This window comes from Lacipirellulaceae bacterium (assembly GCA_040218535.1).
In the GTDB taxonomy this organism is placed as follows: Bacteria; Planctomycetota; Planctomycetia; order Pirellulales; family Lacipirellulaceae; genus Adhaeretor.
On the sequence record JAVJRG010000012.1, the window covers coordinates 844,882 to 867,411 of the forward strand.

At 56.3% G+C, this 22,530-nt stretch carries 21 protein-coding genes; 7 read left to right on the top strand and 14 right to left on the bottom strand.

Annotation, left to right across the window (positions count from 1 at the left end; translation table 11 throughout):
- Nucleotides 1-61: 61 nt before the first annotated feature.
- The 9 genes from RIB44_17490 to RIB44_17530 all read right to left on the bottom strand — a co-directional run bounded on the left by RIB44_17490 (nt 62) and on the right by RIB44_17530 (nt 10,248).
- Nucleotides 62-2,554, bottom strand: coding sequence for a hypothetical protein (locus tag RIB44_17490; protein MEQ8618367.1), 2,493 nt, complete (start codon nt 2,552-2,554; stop codon nt 62-64).
- Nucleotides 2,555-2,769: 215 nt separating this feature from the next.
- Nucleotides 2,770-3,927: a terpene cyclase/mutase family protein gene (locus RIB44_17495; GenBank protein ID MEQ8618368.1), complete on the bottom strand. Its 1,158-nt coding sequence runs from the start codon at nt 3,925-3,927 to the stop codon at nt 2,770-2,772.
- A 145-nt stretch (nt 3,928-4,072) separates the two neighbouring features.
- On the bottom strand, nt 4,073-4,360 hold the full coding sequence (locus RIB44_17500) for a co-chaperone GroES (protein MEQ8618369.1): 288 nt from the start codon (nt 4,358-4,360) through the stop codon (nt 4,073-4,075).
- 100 nt (nt 4,361-4,460) lie between these two features.
- Entirely contained in the window at nt 4,461-4,589 is a 129-nt protein-coding gene (locus tag RIB44_17505) for a hypothetical protein (protein MEQ8618370.1), read from the bottom strand.
- Nucleotides 4,590-4,605: 16 nt separating this feature from the next.
- Nucleotides 4,606-5,037 (bottom strand): hypothetical protein, encoded by a 432-nt coding sequence (locus RIB44_17510; GenBank protein ID MEQ8618371.1) that lies wholly within the window; start codon nt 5,035-5,037, stop codon nt 4,606-4,608.
- 121 nt (nt 5,038-5,158) lie between these two features.
- Nucleotides 5,159-6,175 carry a regulatory iron-sulfur-containing complex subunit RicT gene (gene ricT / locus RIB44_17515; protein MEQ8618372.1) on the bottom strand — a complete coding sequence of 339 codons (1,017 nt, stop codon included), beginning with the start codon at nt 6,173-6,175 and terminating at the stop codon, nt 5,159-5,161.
- A 131-nt stretch (nt 6,176-6,306) separates the two neighbouring features.
- Nucleotides 6,307-8,529: a penicillin acylase family protein gene (locus RIB44_17520; protein MEQ8618373.1), complete on the bottom strand. Its 2,223-nt coding sequence runs from the start codon at nt 8,527-8,529 to the stop codon at nt 6,307-6,309.
- Between the two features lie 300 nt (nt 8,530-8,829).
- On the bottom strand, nt 8,830-9,828 hold the full coding sequence (locus RIB44_17525) for a YhdH/YhfP family quinone oxidoreductase (GenBank protein MEQ8618374.1): 999 nt from the start codon (nt 9,826-9,828) through the stop codon (nt 8,830-8,832).
- Nucleotides 9,829-9,873: 45 nt separating this feature from the next.
- Nucleotides 9,874-10,248, bottom strand: a complete 375-nt coding sequence (locus tag RIB44_17530; GenBank protein MEQ8618375.1) for a 4a-hydroxytetrahydrobiopterin dehydratase — start codon at nt 10,246-10,248, stop codon at nt 9,874-9,876.
- A gap of 140 nt (nt 10,249-10,388) precedes the next feature.
- Between RIB44_17530 and RIB44_17535 the strand changes: the two genes are divergently transcribed.
- Both RIB44_17535 and RIB44_17540 read left to right on the top strand, forming a co-directional pair.
- Complete coding sequence (locus RIB44_17535; GenBank protein ID MEQ8618376.1) at nt 10,389-10,604, top strand: SlyX family protein; 216 nt, start codon at nt 10,389-10,391, stop codon at nt 10,602-10,604.
- A gap of 306 nt (nt 10,605-10,910) precedes the next feature.
- A complete protein-coding gene (locus RIB44_17540; GenBank protein ID MEQ8618377.1) occupies nt 10,911-11,579 on the top strand; it encodes a response regulator transcription factor in 669 nt (222 codons plus the stop codon).
- A 40-nt stretch (nt 11,580-11,619) separates the two neighbouring features.
- Here the strand turns inward: RIB44_17540 and gluQRS are convergent, their stop codons facing one another.
- The gene (gluQRS, locus tag RIB44_17545) at nt 11,620-12,558 is read right to left on the bottom strand and encodes a tRNA glutamyl-Q(34) synthetase GluQRS (protein MEQ8618378.1); all 939 of its coding nucleotides are present in this window, start codon (nt 12,556-12,558) and stop codon (nt 11,620-11,622) included.
- Nucleotides 12,559-12,919: 361 nt separating this feature from the next.
- Between gluQRS and RIB44_17550 the strand changes: the two genes are divergently transcribed.
- From RIB44_17550 to RIB44_17560, 3 genes are all read left to right on the top strand, one after another.
- Complete coding sequence (locus RIB44_17550) at nt 12,920-13,774, top strand: PEP-CTERM sorting domain-containing protein (GenBank protein ID MEQ8618379.1); 855 nt, start codon at nt 12,920-12,922, stop codon at nt 13,772-13,774.
- 96 nt (nt 13,775-13,870) lie between these two features.
- A complete protein-coding gene (locus tag RIB44_17555; protein MEQ8618380.1) occupies nt 13,871-14,467 on the top strand; it encodes a chemotaxis protein CheB in 597 nt (198 codons plus the stop codon).
- A 113-nt stretch (nt 14,468-14,580) separates the two neighbouring features.
- Nucleotides 14,581-15,255, top strand: a complete 675-nt coding sequence (locus tag RIB44_17560) for a protocatechuate 3,4-dioxygenase (protein ID MEQ8618381.1) — start codon at nt 14,581-14,583, stop codon at nt 15,253-15,255.
- Nucleotides 15,256-15,475: 220 nt separating this feature from the next.
- Here RIB44_17560 and RIB44_17565 read toward each other — a convergent pair whose 3' ends face one another.
- The 4 genes from RIB44_17565 to RIB44_17580 form a co-directional block, all read right to left on the bottom strand.
- Nucleotides 15,476-16,726, bottom strand: coding sequence for a Gfo/Idh/MocA family oxidoreductase (locus RIB44_17565; protein ID MEQ8618382.1), 1,251 nt, complete (start codon nt 16,724-16,726; stop codon nt 15,476-15,478).
- A 235-nt stretch (nt 16,727-16,961) separates the two neighbouring features.
- The gene (locus RIB44_17570) at nt 16,962-17,783 is read right to left on the bottom strand and encodes an alpha/beta hydrolase (GenBank protein MEQ8618383.1); all 822 of its coding nucleotides are present in this window, start codon (nt 17,781-17,783) and stop codon (nt 16,962-16,964) included.
- Between the two features lie 213 nt (nt 17,784-17,996).
- Nucleotides 17,997-18,710, bottom strand: coding sequence for an RsmD family RNA methyltransferase (locus RIB44_17575; GenBank protein ID MEQ8618384.1), 714 nt, complete (start codon nt 18,708-18,710; stop codon nt 17,997-17,999).
- A gap of 35 nt (nt 18,711-18,745) precedes the next feature.
- A complete protein-coding gene (locus tag RIB44_17580) occupies nt 18,746-19,765 on the bottom strand; it encodes a DUF1559 domain-containing protein (GenBank protein MEQ8618385.1) in 1,020 nt (339 codons plus the stop codon).
- Between the two features lie 206 nt (nt 19,766-19,971).
- Here RIB44_17580 and RIB44_17585 point away from each other — a divergent pair, with 206 nt between their 5' ends.
- Together RIB44_17585 and RIB44_17590 are read left to right on the top strand one after the other, a co-directional pair.
- On the top strand, nt 19,972-21,264 hold the full coding sequence (locus RIB44_17585) for a peptidylprolyl isomerase (GenBank protein MEQ8618386.1): 1,293 nt from the start codon (nt 19,972-19,974) through the stop codon (nt 21,262-21,264).
- Between the two features lie 320 nt (nt 21,265-21,584).
- Nucleotides 21,585-22,523: a LysR family transcriptional regulator gene (locus RIB44_17590; protein MEQ8618387.1), complete on the top strand. Its 939-nt coding sequence runs from the start codon at nt 21,585-21,587 to the stop codon at nt 22,521-22,523.
- The last annotated feature ends 7 nt before the right edge of the window (nt 22,524-22,530 follow it).

Here is a 22,530-nt window from a genome sequence, read left to right on the forward strand (position 1 = left end):
AATCCGTGGCAAGAAACCACGGCCACGACTAGAACAGACATTGCCCCGTGACGCGCCTGCATCACTGGTCCGCATAGACGCGGGTGCTCTCTTCTTTGGTGATCGGCTGCTGGATCTCATCCGTGGTGATTTGCACCTTCACGCGTTGGTCGCCTGGGCGGACACCTTGGACTTGGATGCGATAGACGCTCTCCGCTTTGGGGGTGAGCTGCGCGAGCGGCGTAAAGACGACGCGGTTGCCTTGAATCGCATGGCGGGTTTCGCCGCGGGCGTCGATCGCTCGCATTCCTTCTGGAAGCGTCGCCACGATTTGCACGTTGGCGGCTGCTTTGCTGCCCTGGTTCATCACGCGGATTTCGTAGGTCGTCTCGCTGCCGATTTCGACCGGATCGACCGAATCGACCACCTCAAACTTCAAGGCAGCCAAGCCTTCGACCTGAAGCTGACGCTCGGCACGATCTTCCAAGCCTTGCTGCGAACGCGTCGCGGCTTTAACCGTGTGGGCACCTGCTTCGACAGGAAGTGCCGTCAACTCAACGCTTCCGCGTTCGTTGGCGGGAAGCTCAGCAAGGCTCCAGTAGACACTGTGGGTGGCTGAATCGTACTCTCCCATGTTGTTTGCACTCACAAACTGTAAGCCTTTGGGGAGTTGTGTGACCAGCTCGACATCCTTGGCTGACGCCGTTCCCGGGTTGTCAACGATGACGGTGAACGTTGCCGGACGTTCCAGATACTTACGCTTCGGCCCATCGACGCTCAGTTTGAGATCGGGGGCGATAATTTCGAACTCGCAACTCGAAGTCACTTCGAGATTCGCATCGGCACGGGCGGTCATCACGTTTTCGATAATGCCCGCTTGCTCGGCATTGAGGACAAGGTCGAGCTTTCTCGACTCACCAGCACGGAGGGTGCCGACCTCGAATTCAAGAGCGGTCCCCGCTTCGTGAGAAACGCCCTGCGGCAAAGTTTCAAACAGCATGACGCCCGTCGCGTCGCCGGTACCAGGGTTGCTGACTTCGATTTGCACGAGATGTCTGTTGCCCGCCATGACGCGTGGCTTTGTGTTCATGCGGAGGGCTAGCTCTGGACGCGTCGAACGCGCTTTCGCAGAGGCTTGCGCCGCGAAGGTCACCGTCGCGACGCTTCCGAGCTCGCCTTCGTCAGTAGGCATGAGTTCCATCTCAACGATGCGTTCTTCGCCAACCGAGAGTGTGCCCAGGTCCCACTTCACTTGCGAGGCAGAGACGTTCGCCCGTGGTGAGGTGCCAACGAGCTTGGTTCCCAGCGGAACTTCATCGTTGATCACGACGCTTTGAGCAGCCCGTTGGCCGATGTTCTTGATGCGAATGGCAAACGTGCACTTCTTGCCAACTTGAATCTCTTCCGGCGCGAGCTTTTGAATGGCAATCGAAGGACTTTGGGCACCTTCGAGACCACCTTCGCCCGGGCGACCTGTGCCGGGAGTGTTGTTAATGCCAGGCGTTGGCGTCACCGCACGAGAATCCGCGGTGCGACGCGAAGCAAAGGCCGTGTCGAGTGGTTGTGATGGAGTTGGTCTCTGAGGCGCGTCGGTTTGTCGGTTCTGGTACGAATCATTCCCGTAGGAATAAGTCGAGGCATCCAGCGATTGGGTTTCGCGTAGTGGAGCCTCTCGCAAGTCATTCGTCGGCGCTTGCGACTGAACTGCTTGTGCTGCGTTACCTTGGGCTGGGTTTCTTAAGTAGGCCGGTTGCTCGGCGGGCATAGCAGGCATGGCAGGAGCGGTTTCTGCTCTCGGCGTCGCACTCGCCGAACGAAAATCAGGCACGCTCGGCTCAGCAACCGTGGGAGACGCCCCCACAGGAATCGGCGCGGCTTGCCCGCCACCATACCGCGAGCCACCTAGTGGTTTTGCAGCTGGCAGAGCACTCTCGACGTTGGTTTCTCGCGGGCGTGCAGCAACCTTCAAAGGCTGAGCGGGAGCTTGCTCAACGTAGTCATCACGAAACGCAGCACGCGACTCTTCGGCTGCTGCGAGATCTACCTGCTGAGCAGCACGCAACGGGTTACCAGCATCAGGATTCTGGCCACGCGTGATCTCTTCGTCGGAAGCATCCTCGTAGGAGGCAGTTTCAACGGAATGCGAAGCATAGCGATCGTTTTCCATCGCCGCTTGCGGCTTAGCCGTAGGCGCACTCTCAAAGGGATTCACCGGCTCTGCGTCGTCGGAATTATCAGCCAACTCAGGGGCTTCAACTCGCGGGGGTAAAGCCGGCGCCGCATAGCGATCGCTGCCGTAGCGCGTTGCCGGAGCTGCGACTTCGGTGCCTACTTCGTTTTGTTTGTCACCACCAAACAACTGCTCAAGCTGAGCACTGCGAAGCTCAGAGGACTCATCACTCACAGCCGCCTGGTCACCAGAATCAACGGGTGTTGCCACTTTGTAGACGCTCCAGCCACCGGCTGCGAACAGCCCTAGGGACAAAGCCCAAGGCGCGAGCCGTTTCGCCAATCGGCGTTGGTTGCCAAGGGTCAGGGTATCCAGCGTGTGGCTTCCTAGCGTTTTTTCGTCCATCGAAACCGTTCCTTGGCGTCTCTGGGTCTATTGATCGGTGTACAGAATCTGTTCCTAAGCCACGATCCTTCGCGGCAATCGGACGTTTGGTACTAAATGCGATGGGCTGGGTGAAGAGCAATCGCGCGGGGGTGCTAGCAGTGCACCCTTGATAAAAAGCTGAATAGCCCGCGAGGCGTAGCTCGCGGGCTAGTAGAATCAGCGAAGCGACAGAGCTACTTCTTGCAATAACTCAACGCCATCAGCGCATACCCCGTCGAGAGATTCGCATCCGCTTCCAGCCAGCGCTGGTTGTCGTTGGCCCAACTGCCGTCGGGGCGTTGGCGGTTGATGAGGGTTGTCGCCAGTTCCTCGCGCCAGTTGTGCTTCGTGCCATCGGCGTCGGTGAGGGTCTCTTCGCCGATGGCGTCGAGCGCCTTGGCGAAGGTGTGGAAGTAGTAGTAGAGGCCCGAAGTCCCGAGGCCAGGGTTCTCTTGGAGCGAGTAGTACTTGCTGATCCACTCGAAGGCTGCTTTCACGCGGGGATCGTTCCGATCAACGCCTGCGTAGATCATGCTCTTGAGGCCGGCGTAGGTCATCGAGCCGTAGCTGCGGAGCCCGCCGTTTTCCGTTTCGCCCGCTTGGCTTGAGCCGCCGGCGATGGGCGTGTAATAGAAACCACCGTCAGGGTTTTTCTTGGGGGCTTCCGCCTGATTGTGTTCGCTGGGGAGGTTTTGCGTTCGCGAGACGAAGGCTAGCGCACGGTACATCGCCGGATCGTTCGCGTCGGTGCCGAGTTCCTTGAGGGTTTCCATCAGGAACGCTGTGTTCGACAGATCGGGCCGATTGTGCTTACCGTAGCCCGCCCCACCGTAGCCGACATGGGTTCGGTCGTAACCTTCCTCTTCGTCCCACTGAATGCCTTTGACGAACTTCTCAGCCTTCGCAATGGCGGCGTCGTACTTGCCGCCCTCCTTACCGTCGTTAGCACGTAGCAGAGCCATGATCGCAAGGCAGGTTTCGTAGTTGCGGTAGCGAGAACCGTCGGAGTAGATACCGCCGTCGTCGCGGATGTTTGCTTCTAAGTGTTTGAGCGCTTTGGCGATCACCGGCTCATCAACTTTCACTCCCTGCGACAGAAGTGCTGCCGTGTTGAGTGCGGTGATGCCGATGCCGGTCTTGCTGCTCCACGAACCGTCTTCGGCCTGGGTCTTGGTGAGGTAAGCAATGCCCCGCTGCACCGACTTCTCAAGAGCCTGCTTCGAATCCTTTGCCGCGGCAGGCCGCGGAGCATCGATAACGACTTCGGCGACGACTTCAGCTTGGGCCGGTTTGACGAGAACGGTTGCCAGAGCGATCAGGGTAAGGCGAAGGAAGCTTTTGCTACGGATCATGGCAGTTTCCTTGGGAGGGGGCTGAGGTGGGCAGTCATGCATTATTGCACTAGGCAATATCGCACTGGGTATTATCGCATTGGCAGCAGAAAACATGCATTGAATTGTCACGCGAGCTTGGCTGCTCAACGCGGTCTCGCAGCTTCTACCGCAAGATCGCCAGCACTTCGTCCGCACGCAGAATCAGAAGTTCCTCGTCATCGATGGACACTTCCGTGCCGCCATAGCTGCCGAAGATCACGCGATCGCCTTCCTGAACTTCATGAGCCGCGCGGGTGCCATCTGGTAGCAACGTGCCATCGCCGACGGCGAGGACACGTCCCTGTTGGGGAGTCTCCTTCGCACTGTCGGGCAACACGATTCCTCCGGCAGTAGTTTCCTCAGCGGATTCGCGGCGGATGACCAACTTGTCCCCTAAAGGCACAACTTTCATAGCAAGGCTGACTCTGGATTTGGAAAGAACTGAATTAGTCGATTATTGGAATTGACGAGTCGTGGGAAGTCAACCTTGTGGTACGGCTGACGCACGCTGCCTAGGCGTAAGCGACCCAGGCGAGAAACACTAGCCAAGCCATCACTAGGCAGGCCGAGAGGACAAGTTGTAAGAGTGAGCGAGACGGCTTATCGCGATCCTTGTCATCTTGAGTCTTCGGCTCAGCCATCACCACCGGTTTCCCATCAAGATCGCGGCTTCTCGATGGCGTCGGCAGGAGAGAATTGGAAGCTGCGACTAAAGGCTTCATCGAAATCGTACACATCGTCGAAGTCTTCACGCCGATCATCAGGCGTTTTGCGCATTTCCTTGATCTCGATCAAGTTGAAAACGATCTCGCCAAAGTCACCGGTCGTAGTGACGCCCCAGTGCCGGAGCACTTCTTGGGCAAGGTAGCCGAACTCCTGATGGGCGAACTCACGAATGGCTTCGCAAAGCTGCTGGCCAGTAAGATGACGATTGGCGTCGTCTTCCTCATCCTCGTGATCCATTGTGCCGCCCATGCCAAGTTCTTCATGGGCGAACTTGAGGGCTTCGAAGACGAACAGATAGGCTTCGAATTTATACCGCCGGTCTTTGGCGAGCAGCTCGGCAAGAGGATGATCGGGGTTGACCATGGGAGTTCTCAAACAATGAAAGCAAGCAGCTTAACTGGCAATGCGAATCAAAAGGAATAAGCTTTCAGACGCTGCCGTATTTTCGCTGCTTGGATGATAACCTAAGAAAATCACAAAGTATTTAACTCGACTCTGTCTTCTCGTCAGTATCTGGTTTGCTGCCAGTCGTTTCGTTATCCGTCGCTTCCTTGTCCGACGTCTGCTTAGATTCTATCTCGGAATCACGAGCTTCGGTACGCTTTTCGACGGGTTTTTCTTTCGACTTTTTCGATCCGGTGCCGCGTTTTACGATCGTGAGAACCTCAGAGGCGTCAATCGTTATACGCCGCATATCCTCACACTGCACCAATATTTGTCCGCTCAGGATTTCCTGCGCTAGCACTTTGGCTTTTCCATTATTCGTAATAATCTCCGATCCCGTAGGCGGCAAGTCTTTTTGCAACTCTTGGTACGTGTCGTACTCATACCTCAGGCAGCACTTGAGGCGACCGCAACGGCCGGAAATCTTGCTGGGGTCTAGAGTTGCCTTCTGAAGCTTGGCCATCCGCATCGAGACGGGCGGCATCTCAGAAAGATGGTTATTACAGCAGACAGGCTTGCCGCAATCGCCGTAATCGGCCAGTAGCTTTGCCTCGTCCCGCACGCCAATTTGCCGCATTTCGATCCGTGTCTGGAATTCTTTGGCGAGCGTTTTCACAAGCTGGCGAAAATCGACACGATTTTCGGACAGGTAGTAAACCACAACCCGTTCGCCGCCATACAGATGCTCGACATCGATAAGCTGCATTTCCAAGCCCAGCTCCTCGATATGTTTGCGGCACACCTCATGCTCGCTCTGCTCCTGCTCATGCAGGCGTCGAATCTCGCCAAGATCTTCGTCGGACTGTAAATGAAGAATCTGCCCGTGCTTGGGTTCTTTCATCTGCGAAACAACATGGTCGCTCGCTTCGCAGAGCACCTCGCCCACCTCCAAGCCACGGTGCGTACGGGCAATCACTTGAGCACCACGACTGTAAGAATCGCTCCCCCGCACGCCAAACACGCCAAGCTGACGCATCACTCCATGGCGGACGACGTACTTAGGCATGATCGTAAGGGGCGGGTCAGAGGAGGTTTGTTGGAGCGGCGATTCGCTCATTGTCGCCTATTTTCTGGAACGACGACAACCGCTATTCTTTGTGCCAGGTGGCTGGGGCTTCCAGCCCCAGTATCGCCACTTGCATAGAACTCAACTCTGATTGATCTGGGGCAGGATGCCCCAGTCACGGTTCACTCCCCCGGGTGATAACTCCGCACGGCATACTTCTTCACCTCTGCTGGCGTGAACCGTTCTGGCTTCATGCGTTGCTCTGCCAGCAGTTTCGCTTGGTCAAAAAAGTGCTGTGAACTTGCTTTTCCGCTTGTTCCGAATGGGACAACGCTCGCACCACGAACGGGTTCTTGGGAAAAATCATAAGCCGCCAAGTAAGAACTGCCGACAAGCGAGTAGCGACGCTGCTGGGAGATGACCAGCGGGATTTCAACGCTCGGCGTAAAATACTGCGTCAGCGCAACGCCCATCGGTCCATGACCACCGAGGCATGGTAGGCTCGGTGCTTTGTCGTCGAACCGCGCATCGACGAGGTCTGCCACGTGGGATTCTCGTTGTGAGCGATACAGCTCGCCGTAAGGAATCTGCCAGGTGCCATGCATCGCTTGTAGGCGATCCGCTGCACGAACAAGCGCTAGCAGTTGAGCTTCAGGGTCGTCCTGATACTTCTCCCGCAAGGCTTCCCCCGGATAGCCACGCCCATAGAGCTCTTCGTACCAGTGATGGCATAGCGTGGCGGCAGTCGAATCGTGTGTGATCCGTGCGTCCCATGCCAACAGGTGCAACAAGTAAGGTTGCACTTTAAGGGCCGATTCGGCATCTGTTTGTTGAAGTTCTTCGAGCTGTTCCGCGTATTTGGGCAGCTCGTGTTTTGCCCAGTGGACCTCGGTGTCGAAGGCCGCATTTTGCCACTGGCTAAAAGTAGCTCCCCGCATGCCGCGAAGGATTTCACGCGAACGCAGCGCCCGACGGTTCTCAATCTTCGCGTCGCGAATCATATACGACGGAAAGTCTTCGAGCGTCGGGTTTTCTCCGTCGGTCGTGATCAAGGGAGACGAGTTGCAGTTCTGCACAAAGCCTGCTTTGGGATTGAGAACCGTGGGCAGCTCTTCCAAGGTGTGAACTCCCAGCCACTCTTGCGCCGGGTCGGAACCATCAACGGGGGCGGACCAATCGAACTCCGGATTTCGCCGTGGCACTCGCCCGTTGTACAACGCCATGATGTTGCCATCACAATCCGCGTAGATGACGTTCATGTAGAGAATCTGCATCGGCGAGAGCGCCGTCCGAAACTCCGCCAAGTTTTCGGCGCGCATCATCTGCAGGCTTTGCCGCATGGGGATCGTTTCATACAGTCCTGAGATCTGTGCTGCGAGATAATCATTTCCGTCTTGTTCGACGATCGGCCCGTGATGCGTCTTACGAAAGGTGAACTGGCGATCTTCCCAACCCCGCGATTTTCTAACGCGCACGTTGTCCGTCCACTCGGTGGCGGTCCGTGGTTTTCCGTTATAGAGATATTCAAGCGGTTTCTCTTCGTTGCTGAACTCGACGCGCCAGACATCGGCGATGTCGGGCTGGTTGCTCACGAGCGTCCAGCCAAGGCGACGGTTATGCCCTAGGGCGAGTACAGGGCTCCCGTAGAAGTGAGCGCCGATAAAATTCCAGGCTTGTCCTGCGGTGCCTCCTTTGCTGTACAGGTGAGATTCAGCCAATTGCGCAAAGCCGTGCCAGGGCATGTGTGGTGCTGCGAGCAGCATGGGCTTGCCTGTGGCGGTGCGTTCACCGTTGATCGCCCAGCCGTTGCTCCCAGTAGCGGTCCAAATGTGAGGGTTCCGGCGTGGCAGGTATTCGTCACTTAGCCCAGTGAACCTGAAGCACAGCTCAAGCGCCATGTGCCGGTGATGTGCCAGGACATGCCAAGGTTCGAACCGCTTGAGGAGGCGAGGTTGCACCTCAGGATGTTTTGCCAAGTAGTGATTGATTCCCCCGACGAAGGCGGTAAGCAGCCGCTTGGTTTGTCCGTCGAGCGCCGCAAAGTCGCGCTCGCTTCGAGCGGCGATCTCAAAGGCATGATTTAACAGGTCCGAGTTAAGTCCACGCGGTCCATGAGCTTCGCTGTAGCGACCGCAACCGAGTAGGTAGGAGTCTTCAACCTGCCAGAAGAAGTCTTCCGCTTGAGCGTATCCGAAACCAAAAATGGTGCTTTCATTATCCTCGCCGAAAACATGCGGGACACCATACTCATCGCGATGGATTGTGACACGCGGCACGAGTCGGTCTGCAAGGGCCAGCGTTTTCGTATCGACCGATCGGTCCTGTGCGAAGAGCTGTCCGCTCAGAAGAAGCGAGCACGCGCTAAGGGTGAAGAGAACCACGACGACACGACGATCACAACGCATGCTTTTCGGTTCTCTGGCAGAGCATCGGGTACTGTCCGCCGTACTGAGTCGCGCAAATTTTTCTGGCATTTTATGAGTTTCGATAAAACCCTCCCTCTGGGAGGGTCGGCTCCAATAAGCAAAATAAATACAGGCCGGGGAGGGTAGAAGTTGAGCAAGGATGGCTTCATTGAGGAGGTTGAATGTGCTCTGATCGATGCGTTCCCCTCCCCGACGCTGAGACGTCGACCCTCCCAGAGGGAGGGTTTTTTGAGCGAAACTAATCGCCACGTTCGTCGTGGTTACAAAAGTTGAGTGGCTTTATTGTAAATTCACCACAACGCGTCCGCGAGCATTCCCTGCGAGCATTTCCTCGATCTCAGCAGGCAATTCTGACAATGGCACGGCCCGCGCGAGCTCCTCAAGCGAATCGAGCTTCCACTCGTTAGAAAGCTTCTTCCAGATATTCAGCCGCGAATCACGCGGACACTTGGCGGAATCAATTCCCGCGAGCGTCACCCCACGTAGGATAAAGGGATAGACGGTCAGCGGCAGTTGGTCGCCCGCCACTAATCCGCAAGCGGCAACGCAACCGCGATGCTGGGTGCTGCGGAGAATCGTCGTGAGGGGATCGCCGCCAACGGTGTCGATCGCTCCCGCCCATTGAGCACTAAGCAGCGGCCCCTTTGAATCGTCTTGGACGGCTTCGCGTCCTAGGACACATCGAGCTCCCAGTTTCAGCAGATCGTCATGGAGCTCCGGCTTGCCTGAGATTGCCGTGACTTCGTAGCCGAGCTTTGCCAACAGCCCGATCGATAGCGAACCAACGCCCCCGCTCGCTCCCGTGACAACGATCTCACCATCCGAAGGTTTCACTCCATGCAAGACCAACGCGGAAACTGCCTGGGCGGCAGTGAAACCGGCGGTGCCGTAGATCATCGCTTCGCGCGTGCTCAGCGTGGGTGGCAAGGGGACGACCCACTCGCTGGGTACTTTCACGTATTCGCTGAAGCCCCCCCAGTGCGACCCGCCAAGTCCGTAGCCGGTGACCAGCACACGGTCGCCTTCGGAATAATCGGGCTGGTCGTTCGCGACGACAACGCCGGCACAGTCGATGCCGGGAACATGCGGCAACTGTTTGACAATACCTTTCGAGGCCCGCGAAGCAAGTGCGTCTTTGTAATTGAGCGACGAATACTCAACCCGAATCAGCACGTCACCTGGTGGCAGCTCGTCTGCGGAAATCGTTTCTAACTCGCAGCGCACCTCCCCCTCAACGCTTCGTACCATCAGGCAAGAAAAGGGCTCGGTGGGGTGCATATCTTCCGATCGCGGCTTAGCCAACAAAGTATTTACTGAATGTCCTTACTGAACTTCAATCGGCAACTGATCAATCTTGGCAGCGAGAATAAAATCATTCTCGCTGAGTCCACCGATCGCGTGGGTCCATAATTCGACCGATGCGTTGCGATATCCCTCAATGTGAAGATCCGGGTGATGTGCGTCCGCTTCAGCGACCTCGGCACACTTGTTGAAGAAGTCCATTCCGGCCATGAAGTTCTTGACCGTCCATTTCTTGCGAATTCGCTGGCCCTCGTGTGTGAGCTCCCATCCGGGCAGGCTTTCGAGCTGGGCTTGCGACTCTTCAAGGGTGTAGGGCCGTACGCCTCCTTCACAAGGAAGACATTTCTTCTGGGTCAATTCTTCTGGCGTTTGGGTTTCTGGAGTTTGGGGGGCCATGATGACTCCTTGTTTAATTTCTCGGCAAAACTTCGCTTCGCGCGATCACAGATTTTTCCTTAGGAAGCTGTTATTATCAGGCTTTCGCGTCCACAGTCCAGTTAAATCCACCGTCTAGCAATATCAGTAGCGAATTCGACATGTCAGAAAACGACGCACAAGCCCGCCTGACGAAGCTCGAAGAACGTTTGGCCTTCCTTGAGCAGAATTACGAGCAACTGAACTCAGTGGTGCTCGAACAACAAACCGAGCTTGAGAAGTTGCGAAGAGAGCTAACCGCTAGCCGCGAGCAGGTGCAACGGCTTAGCGATTCGCTGGGCGAGGACCTCCCCCACGAACGCCCGCCGCACTATTGATGTTCGGCTGATTAGTTAAGCAATCACTTGGCGCTTTTCTACTGACAAGAGTCTGGCACTGCTCGAATGAGCGATTTCGTAGAACCTGCGTTCTCTCGTAGGGGATTTACCCAGATTTGAGCGGTCTTCTTACCTCGTTCCATCCCCAGCGATGCAGTCTGGCGTCTCTCAAGACGATATTGCAGTTGCTCGATTTCAAGCACTAGAACGACTCTCAGCGTATCAGCCGGAACGTCTTCGCTTTTGGTTTCCTGCACCGCATTGGCTGAGCATGCGCGGCACAAGTTGAAAAAGATCCCTGCGCCGATGAGCAACACGGAAAGCCAGCAACGACTCGTCATGCTTCTAGCCAACGGCATCGATTGCGCAGCCTTGCAGGGTTGGCTCACCGAGCAAGCGGTCGGCTACGAAATCGAGGCAACAACCGATGCCGATTTCGCCCTCGCCCGTTGTCAGCGATTGCGCCCTCGTGTTGTGTTGATCGACCCCAAGGTCGGAAGCGAAACTTACGAGAAGTTTACGAGTCTCGCCGCGACCAACCATTTTGATCACGTGCTGCTACTGGATGATCGTCTTCACATCGGTCTCGTCGCGAAAATCCTAAGCGTTTCACATGTCAGCTATCTGACGCGCACCTCTGGCCCTCAAGTTTTAATAGCAGCGTTGAAGCAGATGCAACACAATCGGCAACGCGTCTTCGACCCTGAGCTTGAGTCCCAACTTTGGCAAACCCCCCAAGGCTATGCGTTTCGCGACGGACCCCATTGCCCTGCCGCCGGGATGCTGTCGGCCCGCGAACTGCAGATCGCGGAGTTCCTTGCCCAGGGATTCACCGTGCGTCAATGCGCCGAGCGGCTAGGTATCTCAGCGAGTACTGTGGACAACCATAAAACGCGTTTGATGCGAAAGGTGCAGGTGAGCAAAGGGCCGCAGCTAACACGTTGGGCGATCCGCGAAGGGGTGATCACGGCCTGAAACCTTGAAGCTGAGGCGACGCAACGCTGGGTGCGCCTGCCTATCCCACCAGCCATTGATCATCTTCGCTGGTGAACACAGCTGGCTCACTGGGCAGGTTTTCGAGTCGGAAGTCCTCAGCGAACTCGGTTGCCGTCATCTCGCTTCGCTCGGCCAAGCCGCACCACTCGCCGAGCAAGCCAACAACCCGTTCCGGCCGTACACCGGCTTGCCGATAGTGATCGATGCGGGTGTCGCCATGTCGCTTTGCCAACCGGCGACCATCCTCACCAATCACCAACGGCAAGTGGGTGTACGTTGGCGAAGGGGTGATCCCCAGGAACTTTTGCACGAGCAACTGACGATGCGTCGAGCGGAGCAAATCATCCCCGCGAACGATCTGGTCGATGCCTTGCCGCGCATCGTCAACGACCACGGCGAGCTGATAAGCGGGTAGCCCTAGTTTCGTGGCTACCAAAAAATCGCCAACGCTCTGTTCAACACTAGCCACTTGCTCGCCTGCGAAGACGTCCTCAAATCGCGTCTCACCAGGTTCTACTCTCAGTCGCCACGCGGTTCCCTCCTCGCGGTTCTTCAACCAACTCGCCGCTCGTGGCTTACCCAACCGGCAAGTGCCAGGATAGCGCAGCTCATGTTCGTCGCCATGCGGTGCCGAGAGCGCAGCCGCTTCGATTTGCTTGCGCGTGCAACGACACGGATAAATCACCCCTTGCTGAGCCAATTGTTCGAGGGCCGTTTCATAGGGCGACTGATCGACCAACTGGTACAGCGGCCCTTCGTCCCAGTCGATTCCCAACCACCGCAGATCGTCGATCGCTTGCTGGGCCGCGCCCTCCTTCACGCGGGGGCCATCGAGGTCCTCAATCCGCAGCACGATCTCCCAGCCTTGCTGCCGCGCTAAGGCCCAATTGACGAGAAAGGTCCGTGCGTTCCCTAAGTGCAAAGCACCAGTCGGCGAGGGAGCGAGGCGGGTACGCATAGAACAAGGAGAATTTGCGATGTGAAAAGGAAGAAGTAGGGAAAACCGCGGCTCGCCGCTTAGCCGTTAACTTCGAAATAGCCAAGATATCCTGTCGATCCCGACAATCCGATTATCCGGTCCCCCAGCCGTCGCAAAAGATTTGGAATCATTACCGAAGTCGTTTACAATATAGCTTCAACAGTTGTTTTTATAAGTTCGATCTCCCGAGTCGCTCGTGCCCTTGTTCTAGGACGGTCTCTTCACCTCCACGGCATGAGTCTCAATGCGCATTCACTGGCACTCGTCAGTAGCACGCTGCAACCAATAGAAGTTCGCCCTCGATCAAGGTACCACTCGCGACGCATCTTCGAGTTATTCGATGCGTTTCATTGCCCCAATTGCTTTGTTGTTCACCGCTTTGTTCGTTCACGGCCCAAGCCAAGCCCGCGCGGACTGGGACCTCAACATCGTCATCACGAATCGTTCATCGTTTAGCAGCAGCCAAATCGCCATCCTAGACCAGGCGATCATCGATGCGGAGCATCTTTGGGAAAGCCAGATCACCGGAACGCATGGCGGTGCGGTCGATACGTTTACCGTGCAACTCACCGGGGCAAATCTTGGAGGTTCGCTGGGCAATGCGAATAGCACGGGAAACACCACGAGCGGTCCCTTCACGTTGAGTACCGGCGGCTCGATGCGCATCGATTTCAATGGCATCGACCAGTTTTCCAACTTCATGGGCGTCAACGTGATCGACGAACTGCTCGCCCATGAGATCGGCCACGCGATGGGCATCGGCACCCTCTGGATCGCCAACGGCGTGTATGTGAACAACAGCGGGCAGTACACGGGCGAGCATGGGCTCAGGGCTTACAGAAGGGACTTTGATTCCAGTGCTACCTTTATCCCCGTGGAACTTAACGGCGGGGCGGGCACACGGAACGCTCACTGGGACCAACTGATGCGTAGTGCTGGCGAAGCGGGTACGTTCGACCCCAACAATCCTTTCAATCTGGATCCTCGCATTGGCATTACCGACAATTTAGGCCGTGACCTGAGTCTCGAGCTCATGACCGGAGCGCTCGATCCCGACTATGGCGAACCATTCTTGGCACCCTTCACGGTGCAGTCGCTACGCGACATTGGATTCCTCGTCGTGCCGGAGCCGACTTCGTTGGCGTGCTTATTGATTTCCGTCGCTCTGTGTGCCTCTCGTCGACGACGGATTTGAGCTTCGCGAGTGTGTCGTGTTCGCTATTCTTCGTGCAATCCACTACAATGAAGCAGGCAGACGTTGTTCAGCCACTTTTTGTAGAATGCGAACGCGATGGATTCTTCACAACCGCAGTACCCGAACCTTCTCATCGTGATCGGTGCCTCTGCGGGCGGGTTGCAGCAGATCGTCAAGATTATCAGGGAACTGCCAGACTATTTTCAGGCAACCGTCTTGTTTGCCTGTCACCGCGATCCGAAGAGCCCGAACGTGCTGCATGAGATTCTTGCCAAGAATACCGATCTGAAGGTGAAGCAGCCCATCGCAGGTGAAAAGCTTGTCTGCACGACGATCTACGTCGGCAAACCCGAAGAGTCGGTTGAGGTCGAGGGGCGACATCTTCGTACAGAAATCGACATCTCGGATCTGGCTCGGATGGAGCGTATCGACGATCTTTTCAAGTCAGCCGCTCAGAGTGCCGGCGAGAATGCCGTCGGCGTGATTCTGACCGGGATGCTTAGCGATGGGGTCGAGGGCCTGAAAGCCATCAATGAAGCGGGCGGTTACTGCATGGTTCAAGACCCCGATGACGCAGAGTTCGAAAGCATGCCCGTCAGTGCGTTGAAAGAAGTCGATGCGGACTTCGTAGGGACCACCGATGCAATCACCCAGAAGTTGATCAGCTTGGCTGAAGGCAGAGTTTGCAAATAGTGGCGAGATATGCCTCTGTAGCGTTACAAGATCGTTACAAAAGCCGCGTCACTTTCTTGGCTCTCCGGTGTAGAATATCTTAATTGATGAAGTTTTCAGCAGGAGCACGTTCGATGCACGAATTCATTAGTGGAAGCAGGACAGCTCTAGGTCGTCGTCAGTTTCTCAGTCTCTCGGCTGCCAGTCTTGCGACACTGCCGGCTGGCGCTTTCGCCGAACTTCTGACCGAAACCCCTCGTTCCACCGAGGGTCCGTTCTATCCCGATCACCTGCCGCTGGATACGGACAACGACCTTTTAATCGTCAACGAGAAGCTCACCCCCGCCGTGGGCGAAGTTACCCATCTCGGCGGGCGCGTCTTAGACATCACGGGTGAGCCGATGCGCAACGTCGTTGTCGAAATCTGGCAAGTCGACGGCAAGGGAGTCTATCTCCACACCGGCAGTAGCGGCCGAGCTGAGCGCGACAAAAACTTCCAGGGCTTTGGTCGCTTCCTTACGAACCAAAAGGGCGAGTACTACTTCCGCACGGTGAAGCCGGTTTCTTATCCGGGCCGAACACCGCACATTCATTTCGCAATCAATCGTGGCGACCGTCGTTTGCTCACTACGCAGATGTACGTGAAGGGTCACGAGCAGAACAAGCGAGACGGCTTGTTCAATCGGATTCGAAACGAAAAACAACGCGATTCCGTGCTCGTCGATTTCAAGCCGCTGAAAGACTCAAAAGTTGGCGAGCTGGTGGCAAATTTTGACATCGTGTTGGGTCGCACGCCTGCGGACAGTTAGGTTTTTGGACACTGATTTCACGGATGGCACGGATTGTGTGTAGGGCAGCCACTCTTGGTCGTCACAAGATATCTCGCTATTTAAGTCGACCAAGATATCAGTAAGTAGCGCCCAATCTACGCTATCCGTTTCCTCTTGTTCCAAAAATCCGTGTCATCCGTGCAATCCGTGGCCAAATAGATTTGCGGTTCGAAGATGTCGACAGAGATGGACCCACTCTTCAACTGCCGAAGTTGAAACCCTCTCTTCGGTTTGGCTGTATGAGAGCATTCGCCGCATCGTTCCCAACGATCGTTTCCCGCTCGCGATCAATCTCAAGCAACTGATTCCCCACGCGGTAGCTGATGTTTGCCAAGTGGCAGAGCGTCGCGGAGCGATGGGCGGATTCGAGATCGCCGTTGGGGGTTCGACGCGTGCGGACTGCGTCGAGAAAATCTTCTTTGTGCGCGTCGTCGGGAAAACGGCCATGCTGCTCGGCGGTGACGACTGGTTTACGGCTCTTTGTGCGCTGGAAAACCTGCCAGCCCCCGCCGTGCCGTCCGACAACCATGAGTCCCGCTTCGCCGAAGATCTCGATCCGCGTCCCATTCTGCGGCCAATAGGGAAACAGATCGCCGTTGCGTACGCCTTGGTCGCTTTTGACCATGTAGGGCGTGTTTTGGGTTTGGTTGTAGAGCAATACGAGATCTTCAAACTCGAACTGTGTCGCGAGCGTGCCTGCCATTTTCTCGTCGTTTCCCGGATGAGCGATTCCCACCGAGCGCACCGTCTTGGGTAACTGGCGGATTTCCAATAGTTGGCAAGCCAAGTCGAGTTGATGGACCGTGTCGTCGGTTACGTCGCCGCCCGCATAGTCCCAATACCAACGCCACCCGTAGTGCCGCCCCGGGTTGTAGGGTCGCTCGGGTGCCGGGCCAAGCCATTGGTTCCAGTCCAATCCGGCAGGCTTGGGAGCGTCTGGCTTGTTGACGATCGAGGTATCGACGGCCTGGTTGTAAACGCGGACCAATTCAATCGGGCCGAGTTTTCCCGAGGCGAGGTATTCTCTCGCGCTGGCGTTGCTCTCGCCGCTTCGATTCTGCGCACCGACCTGGACAACACGATTGTGTTCTACGGCTACGGCAATCAGTTGTCGCCCCTCCGCCACGCTGTGACTGACAGGCTTCTCGACGTAAACATCCTTGCCGGCTTGGCAGGCGAGCATCGCCGCGGGGCAGTGCCAGTGATCGGGCGTGGCGATCACGACCGCATCAACTTGCGCACTCTCGATTACCCTCCGCAGGTTACTAAAGATTGAAGGTCGCTTACCGCTGAGTTCCTGAACCTTCTTAGCAGCTTTCTCTCGTCGTGATTCAGCCACATCGCAAACGGCAGTAATCTCACAATCTTTCCGTTTAGCAAATCCAGGAACGTGGCTGCCCATCATCCGCCCACCGCAGCCGATGAGCCCTAAACGAATCCGATCGTTCACGAGTGATGCTTGAGCATAGCTAGATGAGTGTGCAAAAAACCCTAGAGCCGTGGCACCGGTAACTCGACAAAAGCCTCGCCGTGATAGAACTGACATCGTAAAGCCTGCAAGAATTGTGGCCTGAAGTTATTTACCACAGAGGGCACGGAGTACACGGAGGATCGCTGGACAACTTATCTCCTCCGTGTTCTCCGTGCCCTCTGTGGTTCAATTAAAAACGAGAGCAGATGGCTTTCTATTTGGGCTCGTTGAGTAACGCCCGTTCTTTCAACCAGCGTTCCATCAGTTCGGGCCACTTGCGGAAACTCCGCTCGCCTGGCATTAGGCCATAGCCATGCCCGCCGCGGGCGAAGATGTGCAGTTCCGCGGGGACTTTATGCTTGATGAGCTGCTGGTAGTACAGAATCGGGTGTTCGGTCGTTACCGCTTTGTCGTCGCTGGAGTGAATCAACAACGTAGGAGGCGTCGTCTCGTTGACGTGCTTCCATGTGGTGTAGCGCTGAACGAGCTCGTCGCTCGGTTCTTTGCCAAGGAGGTTCTTTCGCGAACCGGCGTGGGCTGTTTGGAACTCCATCGAAATCACTGGGTAAACGAGTACCGCAAAGGCCGCTTTGGGATCGTCGTCGCCAGCCATGGTTGAGACGCAAGACGCCAAGTGCCCTCCTGCGGAGAAGCCAATCACACCGATGCGGTCGGCCCGATAGCCGTGCTCCTGGGCACACTCGGCGATAAGCTGCATGGCACGCTGGGCGTCTTCCAGCGGAGCCGGCTGCTGGTTCTGCCCTCCACCACATCGATACTTCAAGATAAACGCCGCAACGCCTCGCTCCTGAAACCACTCAGCCACTGGGTAGCCTTCATTCTTGAGTGAAACCCCTCCGTAACCGCCCCCGGGCAGTATTAACACCGCAGTGCCATTGGCCTTCTCCTCCTCCGGCAAGTAAGTGCGCATCGCCGGTGCGTTCTGCACGCGCGTCATCCACTCGGGCGTTTCTTTATGTTCGATCTCCTCCTGATGATTCGCCGGATGATCAGCAGGCCAAATCGGGTTAAACATCGAAGTCTCCTCGGCACAGACCAACTTGGCACAGGATAGAACAAGGCCAACGAAAGCGAATGTTAGGACACGGATCGCACGGATTTCACGGATGACCATAGGACACATTACCTGATATTCGCGAACAAGATGAGTTAGTGAAGATTGTCGAAGCAAAGTACTTTCGGAAAACTAATCCGTGATATCCGTGGCCAAAAAATTTAGTAACTATTCTCAAGCGGTCTTTTCCCACACTCCCACCACTGCCGGCGGATAGGTCCGCACGTCCCAGCCCTCGTCTTTGCGATTCTCTTTGACGCCACCGGGAAGCAAGCCGAAGTCGAATCGCTCGTCCGCTTCCACGAGAAAGATACTTTCAGGTGGTGCCGTTTCGACCAGCGAATTGATCAACGCGAGCATGTCCTCTTGGCGATCCACAAAGAACGCATAAGGCGGACTGCAAAAAACTAGCCAAGGAACACTCTTGGGCGGGAGCGGGAAAGAGGAAGATGGAAGCTCCTCGGTCAACTTTCCGATCATCGGCAAGTCTCGCTGCCCCCAGAGGAAGGCGCTCGTGACGCAAAGGTTTGCGAGCTCTTCAACTTCCAGCGACGCAATGTTCTCTTCGACGACACGTGCCGAGGGGATATGCTTCTCGATAAAGGTCGCGCCGACGCACCCGCGACCAAGGGCCTCCAGCCCGAGCGCACCTGTCCCCGCGAAAAGATCGATCGCATAGCGTCCTTCGCAACCGACGCTCACGAGATTAAAAAGCGCTTCACGGACCCGGTGCTTCATAGGCCGCGTAACCGGATCGCCGTGGTACTTCAGCTTCCGCCCACGGAAACTCCCGCCGATGATCCGCAGCTCGGCCGGCTCGTTCTCTGAGCGAACACTTTTGTCGGGTCGCTCTTTGCCAGATCGTTTTGAGGGACGGGAGCGAGCCATGACGGGCCTAGCGTGCTAAGGACTGGACCGCTCCATTACAGCGGCAATTCCACCACTTCGCTACCCGCCCGGGTTGAGAAGGCTCGCCAAACCTCGATAGCAATATCATCGCTAACGTATTGAACCGAGCCATCCAGCCGCGACACATTCACTCCGCTAGGATGGTAGCTACGTGAGGTGATCGCCGCGTAAGTGGCGTCGGTGGCGTTATCCCCTTCCTTGCGGGAGTTCACGTCGATGTCGTAAACGAGGCCGTCCTTTTCGAAGCGAACGAACGTATTTGGTGTGAACACGGTCGTGAATCCGCTGTGATGGACGCGTCCGTCGGGCCATTCGGTATGGCCAGTGTTGTTGTTCACCTCGGGTCCCAGCTTCTCTTGCCCCGACATGGGCAGTTGATTGGGTTCGTCGGGGATGGCTGGCCCTGGATCAGGCGTGTTTCTGATGTACGGTGTGAACGCCTTCACCTCGGCAAAAGCGAGCGTGTTGCTCAGCCCGTCGGTCACTTGCGCGGCACGGACCTCGGCGTTCACGTAGAAGATGCCGTCCCCTTCACGTGAGGAATCCTGTGGGTCGAACACAAACCAACGACCGAAGTTGCCTCCGTACGTGTGTGGGTAAACGAACTCTTCCCCGTTCTTGATGCGGACCTGGTCGTTCGCCTCGCTCGGACAAATGTAGGTTGGCACGCGAAGCGTCGGCACCCCGCTGGCGCGATTTTCAGGATCGTCCCAGGGGAGATCGAAGTTGATCGTCGCAAAGGCTGAGCCCTGTTCGAGAAACGGCAGCAAACGTGCTTGAATCGACCAAGAGCCATTATTTGTGACCAATGCCGTCCCTGGGTCGAGCTTGTAGCTTGCTGGGTAGTGCCCCGCGATTGATTCGTGATTGGTTAAGGCGAGGGTGATTTGCTTGAGGTTGTTCGTGCAGGAATTCCGCCGAGCGGCTTCTCGGGCGGCTTGCACTGCTGGTAGCAACAGCCCCACCAGGACACCGATAATTGCGATCACAACCAAGAGTTCAACCAAAGTGAATCCACGCTTTCTCGTCGACATACCTCTTTCCTTCCCAATCCGATTGCGAAACTGTGCCGTCAGAGGCGATCTCCAAGTGGGCCAGTGACGTAATGATTGTTGCTTTGCTATGCTATAAACTAAGCGACTTAAAGCAGTATTCCAGCCATGAATCGCAAAAGCTAGTCGGCAACTGCTCAATCGTTTGGCTTTCAACAAACACGCAACGTTTTGGGAAACCTAGAACTATGTCTATGTCACGGATGTTATCCGCCTTGCTGCTATTGCTATCTGTACCTCTGTTCTCCGCGAATCGAGTCCTAGCTCAAAAAGCGGCAGAGCAGGCTTCTACTGCCGAGGAGCCCGCGGCAGAAGCTACTGCAGAAGCGACCGCTGCCGAGTCTTCTGAAAAGGGGCCCGAGCCATCCCCAGAAGCGAAGGCCGCGAAAGAGGCTTTCGATGCTCAGCATAAGAAGTGGGAAGCCAAGATCGGCGAAATCCAGGCGGTTCAAGAGAAGCGTCAGTCTGCTCGTGGTGCTGAGCGTGACCAGTTGGACAAAGATCTGACCAAGCTCCGCAATGAAGCCGCGGGGCTGATTGACGACATCGTCGACGCGGGCGTTGCCGTCTACGCCGCCGACTCGGCTGCTTACCCGCGGGTGAATAGCACGATCCTCGCGATCGCCCAGTTCTATCTGCTTGGCGACGCCAACGGCGACGGCGGCGATCAGTACGAACGCGCTTACAGCCTGATCCAGAAGATGCTCGAAGCCGGCGCTGCGAAGGATTGGCCCTATCTTGATATATGGGGCGGAGTCGCGGCGTTTCACATCAACGAATTCGCTGCCGCCGAGGAGCTCTTCGGCAAAGCACGCGACGCGGATGTCCTTGGCCCCACGCCGCCTAACCGTAATTCTCGTGACCCGAATACGCGACTCTGGCAAATGGCCCAGGATGTTGAGGGACGCATGCCCGCTTTGAAAAGTGCCTGGGATAAAGAACAAGAGATTCGCAAAAAAGAAGCGGAAGCCGATGACCTGCCACGAATCAAGTTCACGACCAATCGAGGCGAAGTCGTCATCGAGCTTTTCGAGAATGAGGCTCCCCAAGCCGTGGCCAATATCATTACGCTCGTGAAGAAAGGCTACTACGACGGAGTCACTTTCCATCGGGTCCTGCCAGGCTTCATGGCGCAAGGTGGTGATCCCGACGGCACAGGAACCGGCGGGCCGGGCTACAACATTCGCAGCGAGTACAACAAACCGGGTGCCCGTAAGCACTTCCGCGGCAGCCTCAGCATGGCCAACACAGGACGGCCCAACACGGGGGGCTCGCAATTCTTCCTTACGTTCGTGCCGACGTCGTTCCTTGATGGACGGCATACGGTTTTTGGCCGTGTCATGGAGGGCATGGAAGTCGCCGCCAGTCTCAAACGCCGCGACCCCCAGGAACGCCAACCTCCCAAGCCCGACCGCATCATTAAGGCAGAAGTCCTACGGGACCGAGGGCACGAGTATGAGTTCGAAAAGTTGCCCGAGTAGCTGATTTTGGCTGCATTACAGTGCAAATTGGCAGCTTTGCGTCTTATTGGTGCCGAATAACAGGTCTGAGTCGCCCGCTTGACTCTCAAAGAGCCTACGCCTATCCTATTATTTCGATTTTCGATGCTGGCGGCCTCTTCTATTTAGAATGCTAATCTGAGCAGGGATTGCTCGAATCCGACGTCTCAGGACCGTTTGCCAAGCTCATAAGTGGCAAACGTATGTCGATTAGCGATTGGTTGAGAGACTCCGAGTAGAGATTCCGCGCATACCGTCCGTAGCGGTGGAACGCTGCAACGACACCCTTTGAGATGACAGCCGTGCAAATCAAGAACATGAAAGTCTTCTGTGATGTGGTCGAGCGTCGCAGCTTTTCGCAAGCTGCCGATGACAACGACATTTCGCAATCGACCGCCAGCAATATGGTCTTGCAGCTTGAAGAACGTTTGGGAGTTGCCCTGCTCGATCGCTCAACGCGACCGTTTGAGCTGACTCCCGAGGGTGAGTGTTATTACCAAGGATGCGAACAGATCGTGAAACATTACGAGGACCTCGAAGAGGAGGTTCGCACATTAAGTGATGCAAAGGCACGCAGCTTGGTGGTTGCTTCGATTTACTCTGCAGGCTTACATCACTTAAACGAACTGTGGCCACAGTTCCGAGAAGCCAACCCCCGCGCCTCGCTGAAGCTAAAGACGCTGAATCCCCAAGAAGTCTACGAGTGCGTCGAGTCCGGCAAGAGCGAACTTGGCTTGATGAGCTTCCCGAAAGCTACCGACAGTTTGGATATCGAGATTTGGTACGAAGAACCGATGGTGGCCGTCGTGCCGCCGAGTTCACCATTGTCCGAGAAGGAAGAGATCCATTTGAGCGAACTCGCTGGTGAACCGTTTATCGCCTTTGACACGAAGCTCGCCCTGCGAAGGGCCGTGGATCGACGCCTTCGCGAAGAGGGCGTGAAAGTCGAGATCGCGCACGAGTTTGACAATATCGAGAATGTGAAAAAGGACATTGAGCACGGCGCCGGCGTGAGCCTGCTCCCCGAACTGACGGTTCGCGAAGAGATTGCCCTTGGCACCCTCGCTATGGCTCGAATCGCTGGTGAGCCACTGACGCGCCCCTTGGGTTTCGTCTTCCGCCGCGATCGTCCGCGGAGCGAACTGGCCCAGCAGTTTGTCGCCTTGCTCAATAAAAACATCGAGCAACTCAATCAACCTGCCGAGCAATTGCAGAAGAAGGCATTGGCAGAGCCCGCATAGCAACTAC